Origin of the sequence: Aquimarina algicola, from assembly GCF_006443095.1 — a bacterium.
GTDB lineage: Bacteria > Bacteroidota > Bacteroidia > Flavobacteriales > Flavobacteriaceae > Aquimarina > Aquimarina algicola.
Genome location: NZ_VFWZ01000010.1, coordinates 1 through 18,643, shown reverse-complemented (window position 1 = coordinate 18,643; position 18,643 = coordinate 1). Strand labels below are relative to the sequence as shown.

Below are 18,643 nucleotides of genomic sequence, written 5' to 3'. Positions count from 1 at the left end.
ATAAACAAAAAAAGAAGAGCATTCTAAGAATATATGCTCTTCTTTTTTTTATCATTTAAAGGATATTTATTGTACAGCCTTTAGTGCGTTGATATTTCCATAGCCAAATTTGCTATTACGATTTGGATAGAATTCTCCTGATCTTTTTAGTTTATCCAGTACTTGGGCTCTAGTCATGTTTGGATTTCGTGCCCATACCAATGCAGCAATTCCTGCAGTAGTTGCTGTTGCTACAGAAGAGCCTCCAACATAATTTTGCGAACCTGTATTAAAACCAATTACAGGAACATTTCTATCTGAATCTGATGCTCTTTGCATTACTATAGTAAAATCAATTCTATTTCCGTCATGACAATTACTACAACGGTTATAGCCATTGTCTTTTATACCTGTAACTGCTACAGTCTCTGACATACTTGCAGGAAAAATTACACCATACCAATTTGTAAAAGAAGTAGACGTACCTCCTGCTGCTATAATCATTTTACCTTTGCTATACGCATATTTTATTGCATCTTTTACATTACCAATTGACCAGGGATATCCTATAGACATCGAGATAATTTTTACATCAGACCTGTCTGCCAATGCTTTTAGAGCATTACTTACCCCTCTACGCTCATGATATCCGTTTAATACTACATCTTTTGTTCCTCTATATGCAATTAGATTACTATCGTAAGCAACACCTACCGGCATACCACTATTATTACGAGGAGAAGCTATTGCAGAAGCCATTTGAGTACCATGACCACATTTATCATTGGGACCATCTGTATTGTTTGACCACCACCAGGGAGAATCTACAAATGTTCCAAATCTTTGTACTGTTCTTGAATTATTAGAGCTACCACTATTAAAACCACTTCCTAACAAATTTTGATTTGCAGAAATACCAGTATCAATCAATCCAACAGTAATTCCTAAACCGGTACTGTACTGCCATGCTTGTGATACTTTATGAATATCAAAATTCCAAGGAAACTTTGCATTTGGTGTAATGATTCTAAAATCATTACCATTGATAGCATCTCCACTCGTGTTACAACCCGCAGATTTTTGTTGATATGCTACATCTTCCTGCAAGTAAAAGCCATATCCAATCGGATCTATATACCTGATATGATCTGCATTTTGTAATTTTTGGATTGTTTCTATTCTTTGAACATTGACTTCGATAACATTAAGAATTTCATCATCTGATGTAACAGCATTAGATTTACTTACTCCTTCTTCTTCACTTACGATACTAAAAATATTTTCTTTAATATCTGTGAGCCTTGAAGACCGTTTGTTTGTAAAACTTTCTTCTTGGTCGCCATAACCAATACTCACGATTCCTTCTCCATGCATGATAGCACTATATAAAACGTCTGTGGGAGCATTTTTCCACTCAAGGTCTCCTTTCTGTTTTAGCTGATTAGCGATATAAGCATTCACTTCAGAAATTGATAATAATTTTTGCGATAAGGATTCTTGATTGGGGTTGGGGATTTCTTCTGTGTTCTCAGTAGAACACGAAGCGATCACAAAAAGCCCTAAAAATAAGAGGATAATTTTTTTCATTTTAAGAATAATTTATGAGTTTGCGAATAAGCCTTTAAAAACATAATTGACATTTTGGGAATACGAAAATTACGTTTTAATTAATTTTATAGCTAATATATTAAATAATCAATATTTATTTAACCCTTAAATTATCAAAACATTAAATAATGAATTTTTACTATGCTTGCATAACAGCTTTGAATGTTAATAAAAGATCAATAATAGCAAGGGGTTACAGCTTATTAACATCAAAAATAAAAAAAGCGGATTATACTTGTATTATTTTAATTTTTTAACACAATAATTGAAATAATCGTAATTAAAACAATGTATTTTGATCATTCATCAATATCAAAATATCTAGGAAGCGTCTGTAACTAAAAAAATTCTTAGTAAAAACTAAGAATCATGAAACGTTATCAAATATGCTTAAAATAAGTAAATCAAAAAGAGTGAGTACTACTATTGTCTTTTTACAGAACCGGTAATTTCATTGATATCTTCCTTTACCTGATCAATTTCATTTTTAATATCCGAAGTAATAGAAGTTACTTCAGAGTCTATACCATGTTTTTCTGCGCTCTTCGTAATCTCTGTTTTGATATCGTTTGTAGCATCTTTGATTACACGCATTCCCTTGCCAAGACCTCTCACGATCTCAGGGATTTTATCAGCACCGAAAACCATAACCAATATAAAAACAATAAAGGCAATTTCGGTTCCGCTTATGAATAATGGTAAATTCAACATAACAATGCAAATATAGGTATTAAAACATAAAAAAAACCACCTCTAAGCGAATAGAAGTGGCTTTAACGTATTCTTAAAAGGTTATATTAACTATTGACCTTTTACCTTATTTTTGAATTTATCGAATTTACCGATTTCTTTTTCTTTTGGCCAACTGTTGTTAGAAGTATCTATATCAGCAGTTTCTAAATCAGGATCTACAACAATCTTAGTAATCTCTTGTTCTGAGGCTATTGGCCTCTTCACTTGATTATCATTTTTTCTCCAGATCTGAGCAGGGTATGTTACTCTCTCTGTTGTACCATCTGCATAGGTATATTCTACAATTAATGGCATCACCAAACCTCCTGGTTTTTCAAAGGTAACTTCGTAGAAAAATTTTGGTTCTTTGAGATTTTTTCTTTCTTCGGGTGTAAAGTTATCCATTACATACTCTTTTAATGTAACAGAATTTTCTATAACACCATCATTTGCCTTGATTCTTTTGTAGTCACTACTTCCTTCTTCTACCATAAATACAAGGTCTGAAAAATTTGCAAACCTTAAGCTTCTATCTGTAGATGCAAATTTTTGTGCTTCGAGTGTAGGCACTTTGGACACCACAAATTTTTTCACTCCTTTTACACCTATATCTGTGTAGTCTGTGGTATAGAACCAACCTCTCCAAAACCAGTCTAAATCTACAGCAGATGCATCTTCCATTGTTCTAAAAAAGTCTTCGGGTGTTGGGTGTTTAAACATCCAACGTTGTGAATATGTTCTAAAAGAGTAATCAAAAAGCTCTCTACCCATCACAGTCTCTCTCAAGATATTAAGGCCTGTTGCAGGTTTAGCATAAGCATTTGGTCCAAATTGATGAATATTATTAGACTGTGTCATAATTGGTGATAATTTTGATTGATTACCACTCATATAAGGAACTATTTTTGTGGCAGGACCACGTCTAGAAGGGTATTTTTTATCTTTCCCTAAAGCCGCAGGGTATGCTTCTCCAAAATCTTGTTCTGCAACGTACTGTACAAAAGTATTCAATCCTTCATCCATCCAGGTCCATTGTCTCTCATCACTATTTACAATCATAGGAAAGAAATTGTGACCAACTTCATGGATAATAACACTCATCATACCATATTTAACACGATCACTATATGTACCATCAGGGTTTGGTCTTCCGTAATTCCAACAAATCATAGGATATTCCATCCCTTGATTTTTGGCGTGTACAGAAATTGCTTTGTGATAAGGATAATCAAATGTCATTCGACTATACGATTTTAGAGTACTTGCTACTACTTTTGTAGACCAATCTTCCCACAATGGATTTCCTTCTTTGGGATACATAGAAACCGCCATGATATCTTTACCACCTATTTTTACTGCCATCATATCCCAGATAAACCTTCTGGAAGTTGCAAAACCAAAGTCTCTTACATTGGTAGCTTTAAGTTTCCAGGTTTTCTTTTTATCCGAAAATGATTTTGAAGCTTTTTCTGCTTCTTCTTGTGTTACAATAATTACAGGTTTATCATATGATTTTTTTGCTGCTTCATAGCGTTTCATCATATCTTTGGTATACACTTCTTTTCTGTTAACCAAAACACCGGTACCATCCAAAATATGGTCTGCAGGTACAGTAATATTTACATCAAAATTACCAAAAGGCAAGGCGAATTCTCCTCTACCCCAAAATTGATGGTTTTGCCATCCTTCTACATCATTGTAAACAGCCATACGAGGATAAAACTGAGCAATTACATACGCTCTGTTTCCATCTTCAAATTCTTCATACCCTGATCTTCCTCTTCCGTTCACGTGATCGTTTATATTATACCACCAATCGATAGAAAAAATAAATTTTTCTCCAGGCTTAAGATGCTTAGGCATCTCTACTCGCATCATCGTTCTATTAATAGTATGTTCAAGAGGTTTTCCATTTGCATCTTTGACAGATGTTATGTTAAATCCTCCATCAAAAGGTTCTGCTATATATTTTGTCACAAAACCCTGACGAGTCGAAGCTGGATTTACACCACTACCTTGGATTAAAGGAGTTTTAGAATCTTTGGCACGCATATTTTGATCTAATTGCACCCAAAGAAACTCTAAATCATCAGGAGAGTTATTGGTATAGGTAATAGTCTCACTACCTGTTATCTTTTTGTTTTTATCATCAAGCTCGATGTTCATTTTGTAATCTGCTTGTTGTTGATAATAAGCAGAGCCAGGTGCTCCCGAAGCTGTTCTGTACATATTTGGGGTAGCAAACTCCTCGTACATTTGCTTGAATTTATTCTCATTTGTGTGACCTAATTCTCGAGTTTTTGTAGTCCCTTCTTGATTTTGTGCGTAAGAAGTACTTATAGATATCGAAAAGGCTATCGAGATAACTAAAAGTAAATTTTTCATTGATGTGTTTTTGTGTTAACCATAATAACTTGCAAAATAGTTGTTTTTTGAAAGTTTAATACTTTATTCGCTAAATTTTAACAATCCGCTATGATTTCCTTTTTCTAAAATCAAACTTTTGCGTTGTTTTCCTTTTTTTACATGGATGATATTTTGTTGCTCTTCAAAAACATCCATCAAAATCTCATTAGAGACTTCTATACTCTGTAATTTATTAATGTTTTCTATTTCTAAATAACACAGCATAAGGTCTTCTTCATATTCTTTACCTATAAAAGTAAATGTAACTTTCTGACCATTGACAATACAAGAGAGTTTTTGATTAAAATATGTGTTTAAATATTGATCAATCTTGACATCACTCTCTTTGGTATCAATACTTATAGAAGTATCATAGCGTTCTTTAAGTAATTCTTCAATATCATCAATAAAGACTCTGGTAATCATTTGTAGCGCATTTTGTTCTTCATTATAATCAATCTGAGTGACACTTACATAAAACTTATGTACTGTCGTAAAAGAATTTAATCCTAATGAAAAGAGAATGCAAAATATTACTGTAAAAAGTTTTTTCATATACATATTCTGTAAAGTCCTAAAAATAGCTTTTTTCTGAAATCTAGTGACAAAAAATTATGCCAAAGTTAGACAACAAGTCTTATAAAATAAACTCATCAGAATTAATCTATCTCTTTGTGCACTCTGTAATCTTTTGATTTTTTTTGAAAGAACTCTAACAAAAGAAGCTTTTTTTCTTCTGCGAGCAAGCTTTTATACAACTGATCTTCTGAGCAATAGTAAATAAAATCTGAAATCAAATTCTCTGGTACTTTTAATGAGTCTACAAAGAAATCAGTATTAAAAGATATTTCTCCTTTATGAACTCTCTTCTTGAGTTTCTCAATTTTATCAATACGTTTTAATTTCTTTATTTTTCCATTTATATAATTGATGGGAAGATCCAGTATTCCAGACCTCGCAGTATATAAACGTCGTTCTGATAATGTGGGCTGAGGCTGATCATTAAAAGGTAATCCCAATGTTTTATTATCTACAAAAGGTTGCACTGTTATCGCTTCTGCATCTTTATCCAAATATCCAGAGAGATCAATATTGCTAATATTAACCTTATTAAGCTGTTGAACCAAAGGAAAAAGAACAATAGTTACCAGATCGTCTTCTAAATCTTGTTTGCTAACTATTATTGCTCTTTTTTGATATTGAACTGAAGAAAAAACAATAGAATCACCTACACTAGCATTGATTTTAAAATATCCTTTTTGATCATTTGTTGTACCAATAGCTTTGCTATAATTCACTATATTAATCGCAAAACCTTCTAAGGAATCTGCTAAAATTTTTCCTTCGAGCATCTCAGACTGCCCAAAACTTTGTACAGAAATAAGTAAAATAAAAAGTCGTAAAAGTCTTATCATAAACTATCTTACTTGATATAGAATTAAGCTTTAATTTTTTAGAAAACTTATTCTAATTCTATATAAATACTGTATAATAATGATAATATGACAAAATTATTTATTGTCGCTGATGATATATTTTACTTTGATATGCTAAAAATTGAAGGAGATCTAATTCTTTACCGGACTCAAAATAGGTATCGCTCAATCCATTATCCTGAGCAAAAAAGATAAATTCATTAATTTCTTCAGGTTTTAAAGCCAGAAAATCCTGAAAAAACTCATCGGTATACATATCTCTCATCTTTACATCTATATCTTTTTTCTGCTTTTTCTTTTTATTCTTATCATACACGAGTTTAAAAAGATTCACAAAATTAAGACCGTTGATCATTCTATCTTCTAGAAAGACTGTATTTTCTACATTAGATAAGGTGTCTTGTCTAAAATCATAGTCTGTATCATTTATCTTAACAGATGTTTCTTTGGCAACATCTCCAATACCACTTTTACGAGTTTCTATTTTTTTCAAATCTACAGAAGTGTTACCAGACAAATCATAAGGTTTTACTATTACTTCTTCTAATTGATTTACAGATTCGTTAAGAAAAATATTAAGTCTTTTTGTACTCACCACTCCCTTGTCTACCAAGACAATAAAATGTTGGTATTGCATTGCCACTACTTCTATTCTATCATTAATCCCCGCTGCAATTTTAAAAGCACCTTTACTATTTGTGATTGTTCCTTTATCTGTACTTCTATTATACACCACTATCCCTTCTACATCATCACCTATTGGAGCATTGATTTTTCCATCGATCATGACTCTAGATGTAATTTGTGCACTGGATAAGCATACAGTAAAACATATTAAAAAGATAGATATCTTAATTCTCATAACAAACCTGATTGATTAATGTATTAATATTACTACATTTTTTTATCTTCAGCGAAGATTTTGATATAAGAAAACGTTAAACTAATTTACAAATACAACAGTAATGAAAAACTGTATCATCGCTAGTTCTTCTACAATTCATGGCAGTGGCCCTTTAGAATACTTATTCGACTCATTAGAAGAATTATACACAAATACCGAAGAAATACTTTTTATACCTTATGCTCGTCCTGGCGGGATATCGCATGATGAATATACGATTGGAGTCAATAATATTTTCAAGAAAATAGGGAAAAGAATTATGGGGGTTCACATGTTTGAAGATCCAATCGAAGCCATAAAAAATGCAAATGGTATTTATACCGGTGGTGGTAATACATTCTTATTAGTTCATCAACTTTATAAGAATAATGTAATAACTACATTAAAAGAAAAAATTGAATCTGGCGCCCCTTATCTAGGTACAAGTGCAGGAAGTAACATCTGTGGTTTGACTATGCAGACTACTAATGATATGCCTATTGTATATCCACCAAGTTTTATGACATTAGGGATACTTCCTTTTAATATTAATGCTCATTATATAGATCCTGACCCAACATCAACACACAAAGGCGAAACCAGAGAAACTAGAATTAAGGAGTTTCACAAATTAAACACACAACCTGTAGTAGGTCTGAGAGAAGGGAGCTGGCTACGTGTAAAAGAATCTACAATCACTCTAGAAGGTGAATTAGATGCTCGAATTTTTGAACAAAACAAAGCTCCTTATGAAATAGAAACAGGAAAAACACTATCTCAATTACATTAAGAACTTCAATAATGAACTATCAGGAGATACTCAACACAATACAATCTGAATTATATCATATTAAAAGCAATGGTAAAGTAGCGTCTTACATTCCTGAACTTGCAAAAATCAAACCTGATAAATTTGGGATGCATCTATATTGTATCAATTCTGGTCATTATAATTTTGGTGATGACACAGAGCGTTTTTCTATTCAAAGTATTTCTAAAGTATTTGCCTTGACAATAGCAATGTCTTTGTTGGATGACACATTATTTGATCGTGTAGGTGTAGAACCATCCGGAGACCCTTTTAATTCTTTGGTACAACTAGAGCACGAAAACGGAATCCCAAGAAATCCTTTTATTAATGCAGGAGCACTTGTCATTTCTGACATTTTAATTTCAGAATTAAAAAATCCCAAGAAAGACTTTCTTCATTTTATTCATACCATTACTAATGATAATACTATAACCATCAATCCACAAGTATATGCATCTGAAAAATCAAACAGTTATCGCAATGCAGCTGTACTTAACTTTATGAAGTCTTTTGGAAATATCAAAAACGATATCGATACTGTACTGGATTTTTACATTTATCAATGTGCCATAGAAATGTCTTGCGAAGAATTATCTACTGCTTTTATGATATACGCTAATGGTGGAAAAAAACTATTCGATAATCAAACAATTATTGCTCCGGAAAAAATAAAACGTATTAATGCCATAATGCAAACTTGCGGTTTTTATGATGAAGCAGGCGAATTCAGTTTTAGAGTAGGTTTACCAGGTAAAAGTGGTGTTGGTGGAGGCATTGTAGCGATTCACCCAGAGCAATATGCGGTAACGGTATGGAGCCCTCCTCTTAACCCTAAAGGAAATTCAGAGCTAGGAATGTATGCTTTAGAAAGACTAACTACTTTGACGGGGTATTCTATATTTTAGAAAGGTTACTTTTTTCTTTTTTTAATAATATACAAAGGTCTTTTTCGCACTTCTTTAATCAATTTTTCAAAGTATAATGATATTATAGACAATGCGATAAATAAAGTAGAAAAAGAAGCAGACAAAAATATAATAAGTGTGGTATAACCGGTAGGAACTTCACTTGCATATTGATACATATACAAACTATATCCGCCCAAAGTAAGTGTTAAAAATATAAATAAAATAGAAAGGCCTATACTTACTCGTAGCGGTTTATTTGAAAATGAAAAAATTGCATTAAATGATAATTTAAACAATGACCAATATGAGTAATTACTTTCTCCATGAGCTCTGGCAGGAGCATTAAACGAAAGAATTGTTTTTGAAAAACCAACAGATTGCACAAATCCTCTAATAAATCTACTTTGGTCTCTGAAATTTGCCTTTAATATCTCAGAAATTTCACTAGAAATAAGAAAAAAATCCGTAGAATTTTCCTCAAACTTTATCGACGAAAGTAGATTGATCGTTTTATAAAAGAGTTTTGAAAATATTTTTTTGAGAAAGCTGCTATCTCCTCTTTGCAAACGATGCATCAAGACAATATCATACCCTTTTGAAAAAGCATTGATCATTTTGGGGATCTCTTCTGAAGGGTGTTGTCCATCTGAGTCTATACAAATAATTGCATCTCCAGACGCATTATCAATACCGGCAATCATGGCAGATTCATGTCCAAAATTCTTTGAAAATTCGATCGCAATGTTATTAATATTATCGATCGAGGTTTCTTCAATAATTTTATTAATCAAGAATTGACTCTTATCTGTGCTTCCATCATTTACCCATAGCAGTTCAAAAAGGAACTGTTTTTCCTCGCTTAACACCTGTTTTAAAGACTCCCAAAAAGAGACTAATCCTAAGGCTTCATTATAGATAGAAATGACAATAGAGAATTTCTTAGGTTCCATTATACAGGGGCTTATTACTATTTTTTATTCTTTTCTTTTGCAATATCTGCGATGTACACAAGATCTCCATGTACTTTTTTGCATGTATAAAACTCCATTTTCATTTCTTGCTCCAGCATCCACTTATAAGGAAAGAATCTAATATGCTCATCCAAAGTATAAAAATAAGCACGTTGACAAGGTACCACCACGCATAACTTATATTTTGTTATTCTTTTAAGTTCTAAAACGGCCTTTTCAAAATCAACTACATGTTCTAAAGTGTGTGAGCAGGTCACAATATCAAAAGCATCATCCTCAAAAGGTAATTCTTCTACATTTCCTTGAAAATAATCACTATGGTCAAAACTTTTATTAGGAATAATATCACAACCTGTTGTAATGAATCCTTTTTTATTGGCTAGCTCAAGAAAAAAACCACTACCACAACCTACATCAAGTAATGTGTTGTTATCACTTGATATATTATTAAAAATATAATCTATGCTTTGCTTTGAAAGATCAGTTTTCCTACTGTTAGAAAAACGAGTATCTCTATTAGCATAAAAATCAGACAACTCTTTATCCGTCCATTTAAACACTTTTTTCTTCAAATTCATTACCTCTTTAATATTTTTCCCTTTGTACGCATAATAAAAAAGAGGGTACATAAACAATTTTGAATCCCTAATTGCTGGCGGAATCCATTCATCCATAAAGTATCTAATAGTATTGGTAAAACTTCGGCTATTCATAAATTTCAAATATTACTTCTCTAAAGATAGAGTTTACATATTACAAAACATTTTTAAAATTTCAGAAATAATTTTAACAAACCTTAAAATAGTGAATGGATTTTTTTACACCTTTTTACTTTTCAAAAAATGAAAAACAACACAGAAGTTATGTTGTTATAATGCTATAAGAGTTGAGATGTAAAAAATAAAATCTTATCGAATGGACAACTAAGTATAACCACATCTATATATAGGGGTTATTGACTTTTTTTCACTTCTCTTATAATTAAATTTAGATAATTACTATCAACCTTATACCCTAACTTCTGAGCACTTTGCACATCCTTTAATGCATTTACTAAATTACCTGTTTGATAATAACTCACAGAACGAATAAAGAAATAGTATCCTTTATTTTTTTCACTTTTGGTAGCATTTGTGATCAATGGTATTGCCTCTTTATACTTTTTTAAATGAAAATAGCTTCGAGCCATATATGATAATATAGTTCTGTTACTCGAATCATGCTGTAAGAGTTTTATAGCTTCTGATATCACTCCAGAATAATCTTTTTTCTGAAACAATACTTCGACCAGTTCTTTTCTATAATTGATGTTGTCAGGTTCAAACTTTATAAGTTTTCTTAAATCCAATAATAAAAGTTCAACTTCATTAACTTTTTTTGCTGCAAATGCTCTGTTTTCATAAGCATTTTTATAATGTTGATTAATCGTGATTGCCTTTGTAAAATGGAATATAGCTTTTCTATATTTCTTTTGTTTGACATAAACATATCCCAAATTATTATGCGCCAAAAAATAACTTGAATCAATTTCTATGGCTTTTTTATAGAAATGTTCTGCTTTTTCAAAATTATTTGCTTTCCTGTAGTAGAAACCCAAACTGTTATTAGCATACTGATTTTGAGGATTAACTTTTAACGCATCGGTCCACAGACTTTTATTGTCTTTAAAGACAGAAACTCTATTAAAAGACACTATTGCACAAAAAGTACTAAAACCCAATAATATCGACAAAACTAAATTTTTAGACAAAACTGTTTTATTAAATTTTCTCAAAATAGAATACAATAAAACAGAAAACCCAACTATTGCAATATACACATATCGATCAGCCATATAAGTATCTCTGATACTAAAAAAAGATAGTGCCAAACTCAAGCTAAGAAACCCGAATAACCATAAAAAACCAAACCTAAAAATCTTATTTTTGATAGTAAAAAAAAGACTAAAACCAATAAGCATTAATGCAGATGTAACAATTAGAGAAAAATTATTCAACTTTACTAGTGGGTAGGGATAAGAAAATGATAAATCTAATGGGAATAGAAAATTGTAGTGATACTCTAAAATAGTTTTTGATAAAACTCCGAATTTTTCTTCTAATGATATAGTGTTCCCAGCTAAACTTGGACCTCCAGTGCGCATTATTTTAATGGTGAATAAGCCAAATATTAACGCCATTATCCCCCAAAAAACTGTTTCAAGAACAATTCTTTTATTTACCTTAAAACCAGACTTATGCATATTTATTAAAACGACACCTACCGGAAATAAAATAGCTTGTTCTTTAAACAAACATGCCAAAACATAACATACAATAACTGGTATTAACTTATATTTCTTATAATTATCATTTAGGTATTTGAAATAAAAAAAATACCCCAAAAACATAAAAAACACAGCATTTCTAAACATCACTGACAACCAACCTATTGTTTCTACCTGCATGGGATGAATAGCAAACAATAATACCGCTAGACTAATTAATAGCTTATCACAAAAAAGGTTTTTTAAAATATGAAACAACAAAAACACATTAAACAGATGAACCGTTAATGCTACTATTTTGAACGCAGATGCATTATTACCAAAAAGCAAATATAATAATGCGTTATACACTTCACCTAAAGGAGAGTATTGCCCCCCTAATGGAGATGAAAACATATCGATAAAAGCATCCCATGAAAAGTTGATTACATTTTCGTTTTCATATATGTACCAATTATCATCATAGGTTAAAAACTCGGAACCAGAAAAAATTGGACTAAAAACAACTACTGTGATGATAAGAATTGCAACTAAAAGCTTGTGTGTTTCTATTTGATTAAAAATCTTTATGTAATCTTTATTTAAAAAATTCATCAAAATAGTTACTATTTTTTATAGTTATCGGAACTCTAATGTATTTTATTCATTTGAAAATCCAACGTTATATCTTGTTTATTTTTAATATCACTTGCTTTTACTTTTCTTTTTCACCTCACCAATTATCAAATCGAGATAATGTTTATCGATTTGATACCCTAATTTTTGAGCTCTCGCAATATCGCTTAGAGCTCCTTTCAGATTTTTTGTTTGATAATAGCAAATCGATCTCAAATAAAGATAATGCCCTGTATTCTTATCATTTTTAATGGTTTTAGTTAAGAACGGGATCGAATTATTATAATCCTTAAGGTAAAAGTAGCTTCTCCCAATGCAAGAATTAAGTGATGCTTGGGTAGTGTCGATTTTTGATAGCGCATTAGCAGCTACAATGACATCACTATACTTTTTTTGTTTGTACAATAGTTCTATTAATTTGATTCTATAATATGATGTTTTGGGCTCAAAACGTATCATGCTCTTTAAATCCGACATTAATAGCTCTTCATTTTTTGTTTCTCTTGCTGCAATTGCCCTATTTTTATACGCTTCTTTAAAGAGAGGGTTCACTTTAATCGCTTTTGAAAAATACGTTTCGGCAAGATTCATTTCTTTTTTATTACCATAAGTTATTCCCAAATTATAATAGGCATATTGATTTCCGGGATTTACTTCTGCTGCATTTGACCAAACACTAATATTATTCTTAAACACCTGTATCCTGGTAAATGTAGTTACCGCAAAAGAAATACTAAACATCAAAATCACCACTACATACAGATTATACGACTGCGTCAATTTCTTCAAATAAACTAGAAAAGAATATAAAATTATCGAGTATCCTATTATTGCAATATAGGTATAGCGATCCGCCATATATGTATTTCTAAGATGAAAAACTGAAAACGCAAAACTCAAACTTAAAAATCCAAATAGCCAAATAAAACCAAACCTAAAAATCTTATTTTTAAATGCATAGAAAATTCCCAAACCTAAAAAAACGATTGTTGCGAATACCAAAAACAAAGAAATATTCTCTTTTGATGATGGATAAGGATACGAAAATGAAAGCTTGAACGGGAACAAAAAGTTATAGCTATAATCAAATATTGTTTTGCATAACATTTCAATCTTTCTAATTAACCCAACATCTCTGGATACTATATTTGGACCACTAATTTTTGTCATTTGAATTGTGATCAAACCAAAAACAAACGTAATTAATCCCCAAAAGAGCATTTCGAAAACAATTCTTTTATTCCACTTATAATCAAACTTGTTCATGTTTAATAAGAAGATTCCTATCGGAAATAGAATCGCTTGTTCTTTAAACAAACAAGCCAAGACATAACATACAACAACTGGTAGTAATCGATATATTTCAAAATTGTTTTCTAAATATTTCTGGTAAAAAAAATACCCCAAAAACATAAAAAACACCGTATTTCTATACATTACTGATAACCAACCAACACTTTCTGCTTGCATAGGATGAATCGCAAAAAACAAGGTTACTACACTAATCAATAGTTTGTCTTTGAAAACTTTTTTTAAAATAATAAACAGCAAAGAAATATTAAGTATATGAACGAGAAGGGATACTACTTTGAATGCTGTTGCATTTTTGCCAAAACACAAATACAATATCGCATTATAAATCTCTCCTAAGGGAGAATATTGACCATCATGAGGTGTAGAGCATATATTTACAAGAGCATTCCATGAAAAATTAATTACATTCTCGTTTTCATATATATACCAATTGTCGTCATAACTCAGAAACTCTGAGCCATAAAAAACAGGACTAAAAACAATTAGTGTGATGACAAGGATCGTAATTAATATCTTATACGATGATATATGATCCAAAACTCTTGCGTAATCTTCTTTTAAAAATTTTATCAAAACAATTATCGTTCTTAAATAGCTATTAAAATCCTGACCTATTTTATCTCTTGAATTACTTTAAGAGTATTTATAATGTAATGTTAAATACTATTTTATTATACCGCTTTTTTTCGCCTCACTGACCATTAAATTTAAATAGTTTTTATCTACAGCATATCCTATTTTTTGTGCTCTCGCAATATCTCTAAAAGCATTTTCCAAATCCCCTAATTGATAGTAACATACAGAACGTAAATATAAATAATACCCGTTGTTTTTATTGTTCTCAATTTCTCTACTTATAAAAATCTTTGCATTCTTATACTCTTTTAAATACACATAACTTCGTCCTAAATAAGAATTAATCTCATTATTTGATTGATCATATTTTAATATTTCTTTTGCTTCTTTTACGACCTCTCTATATCGTTTATTCTCGAACAAATCTTTTATCAATACTGTTCGCAGCTTAGTATTTTTTGGATTGAATCCTATAATTTTCCTTAGGTCAGATATTAGCAATTCTGAATTCTTGATTTTTCTTGCTGCATTAGCTCTATTTATATAAGCAATTTTGTATTGTGGTTTCTTTTTAATTGATTTTGAATAATGAAGTATCGCTTTGCCATATTGTTTTTCTAAAGCATAAATATCACCCAAGTTATTATGAGCCAAATAATTTGTAGCGTCAATTTCTATAGCTCTTTTGTAATGAAAAGTCGCTTTATCAATTTCATTATTCGTTTTATAATAGTAACCCAGGTTATTGTGAGCATAATGATCATTGGGATTTACGTCTATGACATTACTCCATAGATTTTTTGTATTCCTAAAAACCGAAACTCTATTAAATGAAAAAATTGCAAACGAAATAGCAAAAACCAAACTTATCCATAAATGTAAATTACGTTTTGGAAATTTATTATGGATAAAAAGTATGAGCGAATACAATACTATAGAATACCCAATGATAGGTACATAAACATATCGATCTGCCATATAGGTTAACCTCATTCCTAAAAAGGAAAAAGAAAGAGATAAACTTAAAAATCCGAACAACCAAATGAAACCAAATCTAAAAACCTTGTTCTTAAATGATAGAAAAATACCCAGACATAGTATAATAATGGTAAACGTTAATTTAAAAACAGATTTACCCGATTGTGACAAAGCATACAGATAGGAAAAAGATAGTTTATTGGGGAATAAATAATTATAAGTATAGTCAAAAATAGTATTTATGAATAATTGTATTTTTTCAAGTAATGGTATTTTCATGCCTGTTATACTTGGACCACCTGTTTGAGTAATTTGTATGGTTACCAATCCAAAAGCAAGTGTAATCACACCCCAAAATAACATTTCAACAATGATTCTTTTATTCCATTTATAATCAAACTTATGCATGTTTATCAAGAATAATCCAACTGGAAACAAAATAGCTTGTTCTTTAAATAGAAATGCTACAACATAACATACAACAACTGGTATTAACTTATATTTCTTATAATTATCATTTAGGTATTTGAAATAAAAAAAATATCCCAGAAACATAAAAAATACTGTATTTCTATACATCACCGACAACCAACCTATAGTTTCTACTTGTAATGGATGAATGGCAAAAAATAAAGTAACCACACTAACCAAAACTTTATCTTGAAAAAGATTTTTCAAGATATTGAACAGTAAAAAAACATTGAGTAGATGAACAAACAATGCGACTATTTTAAAAGCTGTCGCATTCTCGCCAAATAGAAAATATAATATGAAATTATAGAGTTCGCCCAAAGGAGAGTACTGACCTGCCAGAGGGGACGAAAACATATTAACAATAGAATCCCATGAAAAATTAATTACATTTTTATTCTCATATATGTACCAATTATCATCGTAAGCTAAAAACTCTGAACCAATAAAAATAGGACTAAAAACAATTATAGTCACTATTGTAATGACAATTAAAATCTTCTGAAAACTAATTTTTTGAAACATTTCTTCGTAATTAATACGAGAATTTTTGGTCGACATATATATTTATTTTAACGTAACTAGAGCAAAACATAATTAAATGTTTCACATAAGAAACATTATTAATTTTGTTAAAATATATCTTTTATTTAAAAATCACAATACATTCTTTTGCATAGAAGGTAAATAGATGAAAGTAATATGAAATAATATTTCTAGAAATTAAAAATCCTATCACGAAGATAGGATTTTGAGCGGGAGACCGGGTTCGAACCGGCGACATTCAGCTTGGAAGGCTGACGCTCTACCAACTGAGCTACTCCCGCCTTAAAATTGAGATTGCAAATGTATAAGTTTTGTTTAAATAATGAAATTTTAATTGAAAAATATTTTTTTTCACAAAGGTAAATTACGGTTAAACCGTATTTTATCGACAAAAAATGCATTTAATCTAAAAAAAAATGTATTTTTGTTAACAAAAGTTTCTAAACTAATTCTTTATTTTGTTAGTTTAAGGAATTTTTAAAGCCCCCAATTTATCAGATTTAAAGAAATTCTGTTACTATGAAGAAAAAAATTACCCTATTTCTGTTTATAGCACTAAATTTCAGTTTGTCATATGCGCAAATTAAGATAGGTGACAACCCTAATTTAATAGATGACACCTCTCTTCTTGAACTTCAAAGTGCAGACAAAGTATTTGTTTTAACAAGAGTTACAGATGCACAAATGAGTACTATTACTCCGCTTGCCGGCGCAATGGTGTATAATACTGATCAAAATTGTGTTCACCAATATTCAGGAAGTGCTTGGGAATCTTTATGTCTAAGTTCAGCTTCTGAAACAGTAACCTTTATAGTAGAAAATTCTGACGGAACTTTTACTTATACAAATGAAAGCGGAACAAATGTTATTATAAATAAGGCTCAACTTACAGATAATGGTGATAATACTTTTACATTTGATAATGGAGATGGATCACCTATTACTTTTATTGGTTCTGACACAACAAATACCAGTTTAACTGAAGATGGAACAAACTTGATCATCACCGATTCGGATGGTAGTACAGTGTCTATTCCTTTAGCAGATATCGATACGGATACAAATACAACAAATTCTACTTTCACTGAAGATGGTACAAACTTGATCATCACTGATTCGGATGGTAGTACCGTTTCTATTCCGTTAGCAGATATCGATACGGATACCAATACTACAAATTCTACTTTCACTGAAGATGGAACAAATTTAATCATCACTGATTCGGATGGTAGTACAGTGTCTATTCCTTTAGCGGATATCGATACGGATACAAATACAACCAATTCTACTTTCACTGAAGATGGTACAAACTTGATCATCACTGATTCTGATGGTAGCACAGTATCTATTCCTTTAGCGGATATCGATACGGATACCAATACAACAAATTCTACTTTTACTGAAGATGGAACCAACTTGATCATCACCGATTCGGATGGTAGTACAGTATCTATTCCATTAGCGGATATCGATACGGATACCAATACAACAAACTCTACTTTCACTGAAGATGGTACAAACTTGATCATCACTGATTCTGATGGTAGCACAGTATCTATTCCTTTAGCGGATATCGATACGGATACCAATACAACAAATTCTACCTTTACTGAAGATGGAACCAACTTGATCATCACTGATTCTGATGGTAGCACAGTATCTATTCCTTTAGCGGATATCGATACGGATACCAATACAACAAATTCTACCTTTACTGAAGATGGAACCAACTTGATCATCACCGATTCGGATGGTAGTACAGTATCTATTCCGTTAGCTGACATTGATACGGATACCAATACAACAAACTCTACCTTCACTGAAGATGGAACAAACCTGATCATCACTGATTCGGATGGTAGTACAGTATCTATCCCATTAGCGGATATCGATACGGATACCAATACAACAAATTCTACTTTCACCGAAGATGGAACAAATTTAATCATCACTGATTCTGACGGAAGTACAGTGTCTATTCCTTTAGCGGATATCGATACAGATACCAATACTACAAATTCTACTTTCACTGAAGATGGAACAAACTTGATCATCACTGATTCTGACGGAAGTACAGTATCTATTCCATTAGCAGATATTGACACGGATACCAATACAACAAACTCTACTTTCACTGAAGATG

At 31.1% G+C, this 18,643-nt stretch carries 14 protein-coding genes and 1 tRNA gene; 3 read left to right on the top strand and 12 right to left on the bottom strand.

Features of this window, described 5'->3' with window-relative positions; genetic code table 11:
- Positions 1-66 precede the first annotated feature (66 nt).
- The 6 genes from FHK87_RS23955 to FHK87_RS23930 all read right to left on the bottom strand — a co-directional run bounded on the left by FHK87_RS23955 (position 67) and on the right by FHK87_RS23930 (position 7,023).
- Entirely contained in the window at positions 67-1,566 is a 1,500-nt protein-coding gene (locus tag FHK87_RS23955; RefSeq protein ID WP_140597421.1) for a S8 family peptidase, read from the bottom strand.
- A 444-nt stretch (positions 1,567-2,010) separates the two neighbouring features.
- Entirely contained in the window at positions 2,011-2,298 is a 288-nt protein-coding gene (locus FHK87_RS23950; protein WP_140597420.1) for a Sec-independent protein translocase subunit TatA/TatB, read from the bottom strand.
- Between the two features lie 90 nt (positions 2,299-2,388).
- Entirely contained in the window at positions 2,389-4,704 is a 2,316-nt protein-coding gene (locus tag FHK87_RS23945; protein ID WP_140597419.1) for a M1 family metallopeptidase, read from the bottom strand.
- A gap of 63 nt (positions 4,705-4,767) precedes the next feature.
- Positions 4,768-5,280, bottom strand: a complete 513-nt coding sequence (locus tag FHK87_RS23940) for a DUF6702 family protein (protein ID WP_140597418.1) — start codon at positions 5,278-5,280, stop codon at positions 4,768-4,770.
- Positions 5,281-5,384: 104 nt separating this feature from the next.
- Entirely contained in the window at positions 5,385-6,140 is a 756-nt protein-coding gene (locus FHK87_RS23935) for a hypothetical protein (protein WP_140597417.1), read from the bottom strand.
- Positions 6,141-6,240: 100 nt separating this feature from the next.
- Positions 6,241-7,023, bottom strand: a complete 783-nt coding sequence (locus FHK87_RS23930) for a peptidase associated/transthyretin-like domain-containing protein (protein ID WP_140597416.1) — start codon at positions 7,021-7,023, stop codon at positions 6,241-6,243.
- A 103-nt stretch (positions 7,024-7,126) separates the two neighbouring features.
- Here FHK87_RS23930 and pepE point away from each other — a divergent pair, with 103 nt between their 5' ends.
- Positions 7,127-7,834 (top strand): dipeptidase PepE, encoded by a 708-nt coding sequence (gene pepE / locus FHK87_RS23925; protein WP_140597415.1) that lies wholly within the window; start codon positions 7,127-7,129, stop codon positions 7,832-7,834.
- An 11-nt stretch (positions 7,835-7,845) separates the two neighbouring features.
- Entirely contained in the window at positions 7,846-8,760 is a 915-nt protein-coding gene (locus tag FHK87_RS23920; RefSeq protein ID WP_140597414.1) for a glutaminase, read from the top strand.
- A gap of 5 nt (positions 8,761-8,765) precedes the next feature.
- Here FHK87_RS23920 and FHK87_RS23915 read toward each other — a convergent pair whose 3' ends face one another.
- The 6 genes from FHK87_RS23915 to FHK87_RS23890 all read right to left on the bottom strand — a co-directional run bounded on the left by FHK87_RS23915 (position 8,766) and on the right by FHK87_RS23890 (position 16,781).
- Positions 8,766-9,713, bottom strand: a complete 948-nt coding sequence (locus FHK87_RS23915; protein WP_140597413.1) for a glycosyltransferase family 2 protein — start codon at positions 9,711-9,713, stop codon at positions 8,766-8,768.
- A gap of 17 nt (positions 9,714-9,730) precedes the next feature.
- The gene (locus tag FHK87_RS23910; protein WP_140597412.1) at positions 9,731-10,447 is read right to left on the bottom strand and encodes a class I SAM-dependent methyltransferase; all 717 of its coding nucleotides are present in this window, start codon (positions 10,445-10,447) and stop codon (positions 9,731-9,733) included.
- 239 nt (positions 10,448-10,686) lie between these two features.
- Positions 10,687-12,594: a tetratricopeptide repeat protein gene (locus tag FHK87_RS23905; protein WP_140597411.1), complete on the bottom strand. Its 1,908-nt coding sequence runs from the start codon at positions 12,592-12,594 to the stop codon at positions 10,687-10,689.
- A 90-nt stretch (positions 12,595-12,684) separates the two neighbouring features.
- Positions 12,685-14,502 (bottom strand): tetratricopeptide repeat protein, encoded by a 1,818-nt coding sequence (locus tag FHK87_RS23900; RefSeq protein WP_140597410.1) that lies wholly within the window; start codon positions 14,500-14,502, stop codon positions 12,685-12,687.
- Between the two features lie 90 nt (positions 14,503-14,592).
- Positions 14,593-16,515, bottom strand: coding sequence for a tetratricopeptide repeat protein (locus FHK87_RS23895; RefSeq protein WP_140597409.1), 1,923 nt, complete (start codon positions 16,513-16,515; stop codon positions 14,593-14,595).
- A gap of 193 nt (positions 16,516-16,708) precedes the next feature.
- Positions 16,709-16,781 (bottom strand) — tRNA-Gly (locus FHK87_RS23890).
- A gap of 238 nt (positions 16,782-17,019) precedes the next feature.
- Between FHK87_RS23890 and FHK87_RS23885 the strand changes: the two genes are divergently transcribed.
- The coding region (locus FHK87_RS23885) for a hypothetical protein (protein ID WP_394344951.1) at positions 17,020-18,643 on the top strand (1,624 nt) is incomplete at its 3' end.

Coding starts and splice junctions, on each gene's coding strand:
- FHK87_RS23955 (WP_140597421.1), bottom strand. CDS start 1,566: ATGAAAAAAATTATCCTCTTATTTTTAGGGCTTTTTGTGATCGCTTCG.
- FHK87_RS23950 (WP_140597420.1), bottom strand. CDS start 2,298: ATGTTGAATTTACCATTATTCATAAGCGGAACCGAAATTGCCTTTATT.
- FHK87_RS23945 (WP_140597419.1), bottom strand. CDS start 4,704: ATGAAAAATTTACTTTTAGTTATCTCGATAGCCTTTTCGATATCTATA.
- FHK87_RS23940 (WP_140597418.1), bottom strand. CDS start 5,280: ATGAAAAAACTTTTTACAGTAATATTTTGCATTCTCTTTTCATTAGGA.
- FHK87_RS23935 (WP_140597417.1), bottom strand. CDS start 6,140: ATGATAAGACTTTTACGACTTTTTATTTTACTTATTTCTGTACAAAGT.
- FHK87_RS23930 (WP_140597416.1), bottom strand. CDS start 7,023: ATGAGAATTAAGATATCTATCTTTTTAATATGTTTTACTGTATGCTTA.
- pepE (WP_140597415.1), top strand. CDS start 7,127: ATGAAAAACTGTATCATCGCTAGTTCTTCTACAATTCATGGCAGTGGC.
- FHK87_RS23920 (WP_140597414.1), top strand. CDS start 7,846: ATGAACTATCAGGAGATACTCAACACAATACAATCTGAATTATATCAT.
- FHK87_RS23915 (WP_140597413.1), bottom strand. CDS start 9,713: ATGGAACCTAAGAAATTCTCTATTGTCATTTCTATCTATAATGAAGCC.
- FHK87_RS23910 (WP_140597412.1), bottom strand. CDS start 10,447: ATGAATAGCCGAAGTTTTACCAATACTATTAGATACTTTATGGATGAA.
- FHK87_RS23905 (WP_140597411.1), bottom strand. CDS start 12,594: ATGAATTTTTTAAATAAAGATTACATAAAGATTTTTAATCAAATAGAA.
- FHK87_RS23895 (WP_140597409.1), bottom strand. CDS start 16,515: ATGTCGACCAAAAATTCTCGTATTAATTACGAAGAAATGTTTCAAAAA.